5 protein-coding genes and 1 pseudogene are annotated in these 13,380 nt (G+C 59.0%); 3 read left to right on the top strand and 3 right to left on the bottom strand.

What is annotated here, in order from left to right; all coding sequences use genetic code 11:
- Positions 1-170 (top strand): annotated as a pseudogene (locus tag CKW38_RS30520) (IS110 family transposase); the annotation flags it as partial.
- A gap of 135 nt (positions 171-305) precedes the next feature.
- Positions 306-1,031: a 4'-phosphopantetheinyl transferase gene (locus CKW38_RS29125; protein WP_007917528.1), complete on the top strand. Its 726-nt coding sequence runs from the start codon at positions 306-308 to the stop codon at positions 1,029-1,031.
- Between the two features lie 71 nt (positions 1,032-1,102).
- Here the strand turns inward: CKW38_RS29125 and CKW38_RS29120 are convergent, their stop codons facing one another.
- Together CKW38_RS29120 and CKW38_RS29115 are read right to left on the bottom strand one after the other, a co-directional pair.
- The gene (locus CKW38_RS29120; protein WP_007917529.1) at positions 1,103-2,713 is read right to left on the bottom strand and encodes an ATP-binding protein; all 1,611 of its coding nucleotides are present in this window, start codon (positions 2,711-2,713) and stop codon (positions 1,103-1,105) included.
- Positions 2,710-3,432: a response regulator gene (locus tag CKW38_RS29115; protein ID WP_007917532.1), complete on the bottom strand. Its 723-nt coding sequence runs from the start codon at positions 3,430-3,432 to the stop codon at positions 2,710-2,712. Before CKW38_RS29115 ends, CKW38_RS29120 begins: the two co-directional genes overlap by 4 nt.
- Before the next feature lie 877 nt (positions 3,433-4,309).
- Between CKW38_RS29115 and CKW38_RS29110 the strand changes: the two genes are divergently transcribed.
- The gene (locus CKW38_RS29110) at positions 4,310-7,204 is read left to right on the top strand and encodes a ribonucleoside-diphosphate reductase subunit alpha (RefSeq protein ID WP_095114529.1); all 2,895 of its coding nucleotides are present in this window, start codon (positions 4,310-4,312) and stop codon (positions 7,202-7,204) included.
- A 172-nt stretch (positions 7,205-7,376) separates the two neighbouring features.
- On the opposite strand, the gene CKW38_RS29105 is transcribed toward CKW38_RS29110, so the two are convergent.
- Positions 7,377-13,130, bottom strand: a complete 5,754-nt coding sequence (locus CKW38_RS29105) for a calcium-binding protein (RefSeq protein WP_141232693.1) — start codon at positions 13,128-13,130, stop codon at positions 7,377-7,379.
- Positions 13,131-13,380 lie beyond the last annotated feature (250 nt).

Below are 13,380 nucleotides of genomic sequence, written 5' to 3'. Positions count from 1 at the left end.
ACGCAGCGATGTCGGCTAGCCGTACGAAAGCCTGGAAAGGGTTTTACGAAGCCCAAAGAGCACGGGGTTTCAGCACCACGCAGGCGTTGGTGATGCTGGCTCGCAAACTTGCTCGGGTGGTATTCGCCTTGCTGAAAAGGCAAAGCGAATATCAGACAAAAGTCAGTTGAGGGCTTCCCCTCAACCATAGAATCTCCCACAGAGGATCTTCTGGGCGGCATAGATCCAGTGTGGGAGCGAGCCTGCTCGCGAAAGCCGCACCACCGATCTCGACCTTGCCGCGACTAACCGGCAAAATGCCCGCCATGAATCTCACCCCCGCCCTCCCCGCCTGCTGCACCGCACTCGACAGCCACTGGCCGTTGCCGACGGTATTGGCCGACACCGTGCTGCTCAGCACCCACTTCGATCCGGCCCGACTGCTCGGCGATGACTTTCAGCGCAGTGCCGTGGTAGCACCGCCGAGCATTCAGCGTTCGGTGGCCAAGCGGCAGGCGGAATTCCTCGCCGGGCGTATTTGCGCCCGCGCGGCGTTGCGACAATTGGAAGGCAGCAGCGTTGTCCCAGCGATTGGTGAAGACCGCGCGCCGATATGGCCGGCACATATCTGCGGCTCGATCACCCACAGCACCGGTCGTGCGGCGGCAATTGTTGCCAACAAACGACACTGGCGCGGGCTGGGAATGGATCTGGAAAATCTGCTGAGTACCGAACGTGCCGAGCGTCTGGCCGGGGAGATTCTGACGCCACCTGAAATGCAGCGCATGACGGCCGCCTCGCGAGATCAGTTGGCGTTGCTGGTGACACTGACGTTTTCGGTGAAAGAAAGTCTGTTCAAGGCGCTGTATCCGATCGTGCAGCAGCGCTTTTATTTCGAGCATGCTGAAGTGCTGGAATGGACTGAGGCCGGTGAAGTCCGGTTGCGGTTGTTGACGGACTTGTCTGCCGAGTGGCGCAACGGCACTGAACTGGAGGCGCAGTTCGGGGTGCAGGATGGGCAGTTGTTGAGTCTGGTCAGTATCCACGCCTGAAATCTTTAGCGCCTGTCCGGGCCTCATCGCTGGCAAGCCAGCGATGGGGCCAGCACAATCACCGCAAATACCTAGCGGCGCTCCTGATTCCTCGGCCAACTCAGGCTGAAACACGCCCCACCCAGACTCTTGCTCTTGCCAATGATCGCCCGGCCGTCATGCCAGTGAATGATCCGCCGCACAATCGACAAGCCCAGACCATGCCCGCCCGACGCCCGCGTACGGCTGTCGTCCAGACGCAGAAACGGGGTAAAAATCCGCTCCCACGCGACCTCCGGCACACCCGGACCGTCGTCCTCGACGTCGACGCGACAGCGCAATTGCCCGACCTGATAACTCACCGTCACGTTCGAACGGGCGTGGCGCATCGCGTTGCTCACCAGATTCTGCAGCGCCCGGTGCAGATAGCGCGGCTCGGCTTCGACCCAGGCATCATCGTTATCCGCAGCAGACAGGCACAAACCACGCTGCACCGTGACCTCGGCGCGTAACGGCGCCAGTTCCTCGATCACCTGATTGACCAGTGCATCGAGATCGATGCGCTGGAAGGTCAGCGCCGGCGAACCCTGTTCCAGCCGCGCATAGGTGAGCATTTCATCGACCAGCTTATCGAGGTCTTCGATGTCGTGATCCATGCCTTCACGGTACTTTTCCAGCGCTTGCGGCGTGGTTGCCGAACCGATCATCTCCAGGCCGAAACGCAGGCGTGCCACCGGTGTGCGCAATTCATGGGACACCGCGCGCACCAGTTCGCGCTGAATCGCCAGCAGCTGTTGCAAGTGCTCAGCCATGCCATTGAACGCCGACGCCAGGCGCCCGACCGAGTCAGCACCGCGCGCTGGCACACGGGTTTCCAGGCTGCCCTTGGCAATCCGCGTGGCCGCCGCTTCGAGGCCACGCAAACGGCGTTCGAGCTGACGCACCAACAAATAAACGATAAGGCCGATCAGGGTCAGGCCGAGTGCAGCAATCAGCACCAGCCATTCCGGCGGATACGGGTTCATCTGATACAGCGGGCCGATCTCCAGCACCCACGGCGTGCCGACCATGCCGGCAAAGACGCGGATCGAATCGCCGCCCTTGCCCAGCGCCATGACGGTGTCGCCTTCGGCCACGCGGCGGCTCTGGTCTTCGTCCATGTCGGCATCATTCACCGTGACCAGGCGCAGATCGAAACCGAAACCCTTTTCTTCCTTTATCTGCGCGAGGCGCTTGGGCTGCTCGCCGACCGGTACGCGCACCAGTTCATCGGCCAGCAGGTAAATGGTCGCGCGGGCCAGTTGTTCGCTGATCTGCTGCACTTCCCCCACCAGCACCAGTTGCTCTTTGTCGCTGACCATTCGATAGACTTTCGCCGCGTGCGGCCCGGTCTGCTCGACCAGCGCCTGACCACGCTGTACGCGGGTGCGCTGGGACAGATCGAGATCGGTCTCGGCAAACTTCTTCAGCGCCAGCGGAATCCCCAGCAACCGCTCCCACACCAGCAACGCGCGATGGCGCTCGGTTTCGTTCATCGGTTGCAGATTGCCGGCCATCAGCGAGAACGTGCCGTGGGCCAGCCGCTCGCGATATTGCTCGCTGCGCACCTGATTAAGCAGGTTGAGCGCCAGCACGCCGAGCACCGCCACCAGAATGATCGCTGCGCACATGCCGCCGTAGATGCGCAGGAAGATCGAGTTCACAGCGGCAGATCTACGCAGGCTTCAGGCACGAACAGATAACCTTTGCTGCGGATGGTCTTGATCAGGCGCGGATGGTCGGGGTCGTCACCGATTTTCGGGCGAATGCGCGAAATGCGCACATCGATCGAACGGTCCTGACCGTCATAGCCGATGCCGCGCAGTGCGGTGAAAATTTCTTCGCGCGACAGAATGCGCCCGGCGTTGGACACCAGCAGCCAGAGCAGATCGAATTCGGCGCTGGTCAGTTCGATGCCATTGTCGCTCAGCCACGCCTCGCGCAAGGCGTCGTCGACTACCAACGGACCAAATTGCAGACGACGGGATTTCTCGGCGACCGGTTCGGGTGTGTCGCTGCGGCGCAGCAACGCCTGGATTCGCGCCAGCAACAGCCGTGGGCGCACCGGTTTGCACACGTAATCGTCGGCACCGAGGTCAAGCCCCTGGATCTGATCGGCATCGTCGGTGCGCGCAGTGAGCATCAGAATCGGCCCGTCATACTGATTACGCACCTTGCGGCAAATGCTCAGGCCATCTTCGCCGGGCAGCATCAGGTCGAGGATCACCAGATCCGGCTGCTCCTTGATGATCCGCGCCGCCGCCAACGCACCGTTACCTTCGATGTCCACGCGCAGTCCATTGGCTTGCAGGTAGTCGCGCGTCAGTTCGGCCAATCGCTGGTCATCCTCGACGATCAATACCTGAAAGGCTTGTTGCTCCACCGGTGACCTCTGCTTTCTATTGTTATTGATAAAAGGAAGGCGATTGCCCAGACACACAATCCCTGTAGGAGCTGTCGAGTGAAACGAGGCTGCGATCTTTTGATCTTGCTTTTCAAGATCAGGATCAAAAGATCGCAGCCTTCGGCAGCTCCTACAGAGGTACGCGATATTTAGCGTGATCCTCCCGTCCTTTTGTCATGTTTCTGGAGGATAAGAATGCCTGTGCATGGACCGATTGTATAAACGGCGTACAGCCAGAACACAAGTCGGTAAATGCGTTCGGACAAGGCGGTTTTTTGTGATAGGGTTCGCGCCCTTAAAAATCCGCTGAAGCGTTTTTCCCGGTGAAAAAACAGTGACAGACGGTCTAGCTCAGCAGGTTCGCGGCCTACACGCATTTTCGAAGTTTCTTACACAATTTACGCACAGGCTTATCCACAGGTAGTACGTTGCAATCCCCCCCTGAAACGCATTATCTTGTAGCCCGAGCGCAAAAAAACCCTACATGTAGGGTTTGACGCTAAAAAACCAAACACAAACCCGGCAGTGAATTCAAGGCTTTTTATTGCCATTGTCTGGTTGAACCAAACGTATTTTCGAAAGCCCAAACCGCGCCTGCGGATGGCTACCGTTTTTGCGCCGATCACGGTGTTTACGGTACGGGTGTTGCAGTGGCGAAACTGCTCCCCGAAAGGAATGCGGTGATACGCGTATCGCGTGAACCGAAGACTTCGGCATGGAAGCGGCGCTCACAAGGCCCTCTTCCTGAACTGTCCCGAAGTCGTTATGCCCGGCGCGTGCCGGTTGTAGTGCTTCAGGACGGAACGGTGGGCACCGTGATGGTGCCCAAACAAACATAGAGAACGTGGAGACACCCATGCAAACCGACACAACTCGCGAGAACCCGCAGGGCACCTTGCCGCAGGCCGCCGATTCGAATTCGGATCTGGCAGCCACCGCGCCTGGTCAACTGCGCGTGATCAAGCGCAATGGCACTGTCGTTCCTTACACCGATGACAAGATCACCGTCGCTATCACCAAAGCGTTCCTCGCAGTTGAAGGCGGCACCGCTGCCGCTTCGTCGCGAATCCACGACACTGTTGCGCGCCTGACCGAACAGGTCACTGCAACCTTCAAGCGTCGCATGCCATCGGGCGGCACCATCCACATCGAAGAAATCCAGGACCAGGTCGAACTGGCCCTGATGCGTGCCGGCGAGCAGAAAGTCGCTCGCGACTACGTGATCTACCGTGACGGTCGTTCGAAAGAGCGCGCTGCCCACGCACCGGCCGAAGAAGCGGTCAACGCTCACCCGTCGATCCGCATCACCCGTGCCGACGGTAGCCTGGCGCCGCTGGACATGGGTCGTCTGAACACCATCGTCACCGAAGCCTGCGAAGGTCTGGAAGAAGTCGACGGCGACCTGATCCAGCGCGAAACCCTGAAAAACCTCTACGACGGCGTGGCCCTGACCGACGTCAACACCGCGCTGGTGATGACCGCCCGTACCCTGGTCGAGCGTGAGCCGAACTACTCGTTCGTCACCGCCCGCCTGCTGATGGACACCCTGCGTGCCGAAGGCCTGGGCTTCCTCGGTGTGGCCGAAAGCGCCACTCACCACGAAATGGTCGACCTGTACGCCAAGGCGCTGCCGGCTTACATCGCCAAAGGTATCGAGTTCGAACTGCTGAACCCTGTGCTGGCCTCCTTCGACCTGGAAAAACTGGGCAAGGCGATCAACCACGAGCGTGATCAGCAATTCACCTACCTGGGTCTGCAAACCCTGTACGACCGTTACTTCATCCACAAGGATGGCGTGCGTTTCGAACTGCCGCAGATCTTCTTCATGCGCGTGGCCATGGGCCTGGCGATCGAAGAGAAGCAGAAAGAAGACCGTGCGATCGAGTTCTACAACCTGCTGTCGTCCTTCGACTACATGTCGTCGACCCCGACCCTGTTCAACGCCGGTACCCTGCGTCCACAGCTGTCGAGCTGCTACCTGACCACCGTGCCGGATGACCTGTCGGGCATCTACCACGCGATCCACGACAACGCCATGTTGTCGAAATTTGCTGGCGGTCTGGGCAACGACTGGACGCCGGTGCGTGCACTGGGTTCGTACATCAAGGGCACCAATGGCAAGTCGCAAGGCGTTGTTCCGTTCCTCAAAGTAGTGAACGACACCGCCGTTGCCGTTAACCAGGGTGGCAAGCGCAAAGGCGCTGTCTGTGCCTACCTGGAAACCTGGCACATGGACATCGAAGAGTTCATCGAACTGCGCAAGAACACCGGTGATGATCGTCGTCGTACCCACGACATGAACACTGCCAACTGGATCCCTGACCTGTTCATGAAGCGTGTCTTCGATGACGGCAAGTGGACCCTGTTCTCGCCATCCGAAGTGCCGGACCTGCACGACCTGACCGGTAAAGCCTTCGAAGAGCGCTACGAGTACTACGAAGCGCTGACCGAATACCCAGGCAAGGTCAAACTGTTCAAGACCATCCAGGCCAAAGACCTGTGGCGCAAAATGCTCTCCATGCTGTTTGAAACCGGCCACCCATGGCTGACTTTCAAAGACCCGTGCAACCTGCGTAGCCCGCAGCAGCACGTCGGCGTGGTTCACAGCTCGAACCTGTGCACCGAGATCACCTTGAACACCAACAAGGACGAGATCGCTGTTTGCAACCTGGGTTCGATCAACCTGCCGAACCACATCGTCAACGGCAAGCTGGACACCGCCAAGCTGGAACGCACCGTGAACACCGCTGTACGCATGCTCGATAACGTTATCGACATCAACTACTACTCGGTGCCACAAGCGAAGAACTCCAACTTCAAGCACCGTCCGGTCGGTCTGGGCATCATGGGCTTCCAGGACGCTTTGTACCTGCAGCACATTCCTTACGGTTCCGACGCTGCCGTCGAGTTCGCCGACAAGTCGATGGAAGCGGTCAGCTACTACGCGATCCAGGCTTCCTGCGACCTGGCTGACGAGCGCGGCGCATACGAGACGTTCCAGGGTTCGCTGTGGTCCAAAGGCATCCTGCCGCTGGATTCGCAACAGATCCTGATCGAAGCCCGTGGCCAGAAGTACATCGATGTCGACCTGAACGAAACCCTCGACTGGGCACCGGTTCGCGCCCGTGTACAGAAAGGCATTCGTAACTCGAACATCATGGCCATCGCACCGACCGCGACCATCGCCAACATCACTGGCGTATCGCAGTCGATCGAACCGACCTACCAGAACCTGTATGTGAAATCGAACCTGTCGGGCGAATTCACCGTGATCAACCCGTACCTGGTTCGCGACCTCAAGGCTCGCGGTCTGTGGGACTCGGTCATGATCAACGACCTGAAGTACTACGACGGTTCGGTTCAGCAGATCGAGCGCATCCCGCAAGAACTCAAAGAGCTCTACGCGACCGCGTTCGAAGTGGACACCAAGTGGATCGTTGACGCCGCCAGCCGTCGTCAGAAGTGGATCGACCAGGCCCAGTCGCTGAACCTGTACATCGCCGGCGCATCGGGCAAGAAGCTCGACGTGACCTACCGCATGGCCTGGTACCGTGGTCTGAAAACCACTTACTACCTCCGTGCCCTGGCCGCGACCAGCACCGAGAAGTCGACCATCAACACCGGCAAGCTGAACGCTGTTTCCAGCGGCGGCAACCACGGCGACGATTCGGTTCTGGCAGCACCTGCCGGTCCTGCTCCAGTGCCAAAGGCTTGCGCGATCGACGAGCCGGATTGCGAAGCTTGCCAATAAGCTGAGCTGAATCAGGCGTTGCGAGACGCCTGATACTCTCCGGGCAAAAGAAACCCCCGACAGACTTCTGGTTGTCGGGGGTTTTCTTTTGTCCGGAGTAAATATTGAAGCAAAAAAAACGGCGAAACCTGAGTACAGGCTTCGCCGTTTTTTTGTTGTCGCTAGTTAATCATCACACCGTGAATGCTTCAGACATTGCCTGTCCAACCACCGGAATGGTGAAGGACTCACCATTGTTGGTGTAGAACTTCTCGATAGTGTTGGCACCCGCATTCCAGTCCTTGAGGAACACACCGGAATTCAGGTTGCCGCTCTGGAAGTCGGCTTTATTGAAGATATAGACACCCAAGTCATTGGACTTGAGTACAACGTCACCGAACGTCTGAATATTCCTCAGGGTAACAGTGTCGTTGCCCGAGATGCCGTCATCAAAGATCGCTACCATGGTCTTCGAAGCAACAAAGTACTGATCGCTTCCTTCACCACCATAGCCGTCACCCGACGCGCTCAAGTACAGCTTGTCGTTGCCCGCTCCGCCTCGTAGTTCATAACCATTACCGATGGCTATCAACTCGTCATCGCCATCGCCCCCATCTGCGATAGCTGAGACGACGGTAATCCTGTCATTGCCCGCATCGCCATAGTAAATCGATCCGGCATCCCGCACGTAACCCGTGATGTAGTCGTTACCGTTACCGCCATGGATGATGTCTGCCTGGGTGTCTGTCGAGAACTCGCCGGCCAACGCACCGGTAATGCTGAAGCTATTGCCGTACAGAATATCGTTGCCGTCACCACCGTCGATGATGTCGTTACCGTCTCCGCCTTCGATCATGTTGGCCAGTGCGTTACCTGTCAGCGAATCGTTGAACGCGGAACCGACCAGGTTGTCGATGTTGCTCAGCACATCCCCCTCGGCATCGCCTCCGGTGCCTGTACCGGTCAACAGATTGACCTGAACGGCTGCCGAACTATTGACGTACCAGGCCGCATCGCCGCGCCCAACGCCGAACAGCGCATCCGCACCGCCTCCGCCAACGAAGCTTTCGGCTGCACCAGCGCTGCCGGTAAAGGTGTCCGCATAGCTGGACCCCAGGAAAGCTTCGATTGAGGTGTACACGTCGCCCGCTCCCACTCCGCTGACCAAGGGCGCGCTCAGGTTGAAGGTGACCCCTTCGGTTTCATAGGCAAAGCTGAGGTAATCGGTACCTGTGCCGCCATCGAAACGATCTGCACCCTCACCACCAATGAAGATGTCGCCGGTGTTAGATCCGTTGATCTGTTCGATACCGCTGTAGATGTCTCCTGTAGCTGATCCGCCGCTGGCAACGCCGGCTTTGGTGCTGATAATCGCCATGCCGCCATCGGCATAGCTGGCGATGTCGAAACCTGCCCCACCAATCAGTTGGTCCGCACCAGCGCCACCGAACAGAACATCATTGCCGGCACCGCCGGTAATGATGTTGTCACCGGCGTTACCCCGCCCGGTAAAGCTGCCCGTGCCGGTATAGGTCAGACGCTCCACTTCCGCGCTCAGGGTGTAGCTGGCCTGATTGGTACGCACCTCGTCATCACCGCCGCCTGCCAGTTCATTCACCAGGACTGCACCGCTGCCGTTGGCGATATAGATGTCGTTACCCTGGCCACCGCTGAAGGTCATGGTTCCGGCCGTGACCGTGAACTGATCATCGAAGGCTGTCCCGACAATGTTCTCGAATTTGCTGAACACATCGCCTTGCGCATCGCCCCCCACGCCGGTGCCGGCATTGTTGGTCACCGTCATGACGATGGCTTGGGCAGAACCGGAGTAGTCCAGCTTGTCTGTGCCGTCGGCGCCGTCGAAGACGTCGGCCTGGCCGCTTGCAACAAAGGTATCGGCATAGGACGAGCCACGAAACGCCTCGATGCCGGTGAAGGTGTCCCCGGCTGCGTTTCCGGTGTGTACACCAGTCTTGAAGTTCAGCGTCACGCCGGCACCACTGTAATCGTCTTCGTAGCTGGCAGTGTCAGTGCCGGCCCCACCGATCAGTTGGTCCGCGCCGGCGCCGCCCAAGAGCACGTCATTGCCACTGCCGCCGGTAATGATGTTGTCGCTCGCGTTGCCACGGCCGGTGAAGTTACCAATCCCGACACCGGTATAGGTCAGACGCTCGACGCCTGCACTCAGCACGCTAGTGGCCTGACTGGTGCGCACTTCATCATCGCCACCGTCAGCACCCTCGATGACGGTCATCGTCCCACTACCGTTGACGATGTAGACATCATTGCCCGCACCACCACTGAACGTCATTGAACCTGCGGTGAGCGTGAACTGGTCGTCCTGAGCCGTGCCGACAATGCTCTCGAAGTTGCTGAACACATCGCCTTGCGCGTCGCCACCCACACCGACGCCGCCGCCATTGGTGACCGACATGGTGATGGCCTGCGCAGAAGTCGAGTAATCCAGCGTGTCGACGCCGCCATTGCCATCGATTGTATCGACGGCAGTGCTGGCGACAAACGTGTCCGCATAGACCGAACCACGGAACGCCTCGATACCACTGAAGGTGTCGCCGCGCGCCAGACCTGTATGTTCACCCGTCTTCAGGTTGAGTGTCACACCCACCCCGGTGGCGATATCGTCATAGCTGGCAGTGTCGATACCGGCGCCACCGATGAGCTGGTCAGCCCCTGCGCCGCCGATGAGCACATCGTTGCCCGCACCACCGGTGATGATGTTGTCGCCGGCATTTCCGCGCCCGATGAAGTTGCCGCTGCCGGTGTAGGTCAGCCGTTCGATTTCCGCACCCAGCACTCCGCTGGCCTGACTGGTACGCACCTCGTCATCGCCGCCACCCGCCACTTCAATGGCATTGATACCACCCGTGCCCTCGATGATGTAGACATCGTTGCCCGAGCCGCCACTGATGGCGGTGGTGCCGGCGTTTACGGTGAAGCGGTCATCCAGGGTCGATCCAATGATCCACTCCATATTGCTGAACTGATCGCCTTGCGCGTCCCCACCCTGACCTGTACCGGCGCCATTGGTGACCGACAGGTTGATGGCTTGAGTCGAGCCGGAGTAGTCCAGTTTGTCACTGCCACCGGCGCCATCCAGCGTGTCAATGCCAGCACCGGCGAAGAAGGTATCGCCATAGCCCGAGCCCCGAATAGTCTCGATGCCGTCGAAGGTATCCCCCTGGGCCAGTCCCGTGTGCACGCCGGTCTTGAAGTTGAGGGTCACACCGACACCGGTGTTTTCATCTTCATAACTGACGGTGTCCATGCCAGCGCCACCGATGAACTGATCCGCGCCCGCGCCACCGAAGAGGACATCATTGCCAGCGCCCCCCGTGATCACGTTGTCGCCAGCATTGCCCCGCCCGGTGAAGTTGCCCGTGCCGGTGTAGGTCAGCCGCTCGACGTTGGCTGCCAGCGTCATGTTGAGCTGATTAGTGAAGACCTCGTCGATACCGCCACCGGCGGCTTCGATGATGCCGGCATTGGCATTGCCGTTGATGACGTAGACGTCATTGCCCGCACCGCCATTGAGGATCAAGCCACCACCGGTGAGGGTGAACGTATCGTTGAACGCCGAACCGATGACAGTTTCCACGTTGATAAACGTGTCGCCCTGAGCATCGCCGCCAGTGCCGGTGCCTGCTGCGCCAACGGCCGAGGTGATGCTGATGGCCTGAGCCGAGGTTGAGTAATCGAGGACATCGCTGCCCTGCAAGCCATCGAAGCTATCGACGGCGGTGCCGCTGACAAAGGTGTCGCCATAGTTGGTGCCCTTGTACAACTCGATACCGGAGTAGCTATCGCCCAAGGCGATACCCGTGTTTACACCGGTCTTGAGGTTCAGGGTCACGCCAACACCATTGACCACGTCTTCATAACTGGCGATATCAAAACCGGCACCGCCAATCAACTGGTCGGCTCCTGCACCACCGATCAATACATCGTCCCCCGCGCCGCCGGTGATGATGTTGTCACCGGCGTTGCCGAAGCCTTTGAAGTTACCCGTACCGGTGAAGGTCAGGCGCTCGACGTTGGCCGCCAGATACGAGGTGGTCTGTGTCGTGCGGACCTCGTCGTCACCACCACCGGCAGCTTCGACGATGCTGGCATTGGCATTGCCATTGATGACGTAGACGTCATTGCCCGCGCCGCCATTGATGACCAATCCACCGTTGAGGGTGAACGTATCGTTGAAGGCCGAACCGACGACAGTTTCCACGTTGACGAACGTGTCACCCTGAGCATCGCCACCGGTGCCGGTGCCTGCGCCACCCACGGAGACAGTGATACCAATGGCCTGAGCCGAGGTTGAATAATCGAGGACATCGCTGCCCTGCAAGCCATCGAAGCTATCGACTGCTGCACCGCTGACGAAGGTATCGCCGTAGTTGGTGCCCTTGTACAACTCGATACCGGAGTAGCTATCGCCCAAGGCGATACCCGTGTTTACACCGGTCTTGAGGTTCAGCGTCACGCCAACACCATTGACCACGTCTTCATAGCTGGCGATATCGAAACCGGCACCGCCGATCAACTGGTCGGCTCCTGCACCACCGATCAATACATCGTCACCCGCGCCGCCGGTGATGATGTTGTCTCCAGCGTTGCCGAAGCCCTTGAAGTTACCCGTACCGGTGAAGGTCAGGCGCTCGACGTTGGCCGCCAGATACGCGGTGGTCTGTGTCGTGCGGACCTCGTCGTCACCACCACCGGCAGCTTCGACGATGCTGGCATTGGCATTGCCGTTGATGACGTAGACGTCATTGCCCGCGCCGCCATTGATGACCAATCCACCGTTGAGGGTAAACGTATCGTTGAAGGCCGAACCGATGACAGTTTCCACGTTGATGAACGTGTCACCCTGAGCATCGCCACCGGTGCCGGTGCCTGCGCCACCCGCGGAGACAGTGATACCGATGGCCTGAGCCGAGGTTGAGTAATCGAGGACATCGCTGCCCTGCAAGCCATCGAAACTATCGGCGGCAGCGCCGCTGACGAAGGTATCGCCGTAGTTGCTGCCCTTGTACAGCTCGATACCGGAGTAGCTGTCACCCAAGGCGATGCCCTTGTTTACACCGGTCTTGAGGTTCAGGGTCACGCCAACGCCATTCACTACTTCCTCATAGCTGGCGATATCGAAGCCAGCACCGCCGATCAACTGGTCAGCCCCTGCACCACCGGTCAACACGTCGTCCCCCGCACCGCCGGTGATGATGTTGTCGCCAGCATTACCCACGCCCTTGAAGTTACCCGTACCGGTGAAGGTCAGGCGCTCGACGTTGGCCGCCAGATACGCGGTGGTCTGTGTCGTGCGGACCTCGTCGTCACCACCACCGGCAGCTTCGACGATGCTGGCATTGGCATTGCCATTGATGACGTAAACGTCATTGCCAGCGCCGCCATTGATGACCAATCCACCGTTGAGGGTGAACGTATCGTTGAAGGCCGAACCGATGACAGTTTCCACGTTGATGAACGTGTCACCCTGAGCATCGCCACCAGTGCCGGTGCCTGCGCCACCCGCAGAGACAGTGATACCGATGGCCTGAGCCGAGGTTGAGTAATCAAGGACATCGCTGCCCTGCAAGCCATCGAAGCTATCGGCGGCGGCGCCGCTGATGAAGGTGTCTCCCCAATTCGTCCCCCTGAATACTTCGATGTCAGTGAACGTATCGCCCTTCGCAGCGCCAGTGTGTATACCCGTCTTGAGGTTCAGCGTCACCGGGATGACGTTGGTCACATCCTCATAACTGGCAATGTCGATCCCTGCCCCGCCATTGATCTGGTCGGCCCCTTCACCCCCCATCAACACATCATTGCCGGCGCCGCCATTCAAAACGTCATCACCGGCATAGCCGCGTATCTGATCATCACCCGCGGTACCCACCAGGGTATCTGCCGCGTTGGTGCCATTTATAACTGCCATTACATCTTCCTTGTGTGGTGTGTCGAAACTACGCAGAAACGCCAGGCACTCCGGGGTTGACCCTCTCTGAGGGTGCACTGGGCTTGATATTTGTAGGGTTGAGCAGGCGAGGCAGTGTTTTTTATGACATCCATTTCAGTGCAGCCTGTCGCTGCACTGTGAGGCAGACCGTACGAAAATTTGACGGACACCGCTTGTTACTGGTGACGCCAGCAAGTTCCACACCAGACGAGCCGACGAACGGTAGAGA

Source organism: Pseudomonas sp. Irchel 3H7 (assembly GCF_900187605.1).
In the GTDB taxonomy this organism is placed as follows: domain Bacteria; phylum Pseudomonadota; class Gammaproteobacteria; order Pseudomonadales; family Pseudomonadaceae; genus Aquipseudomonas.
This window is presented reverse-complemented; position numbering and strand designations above follow the sequence as displayed.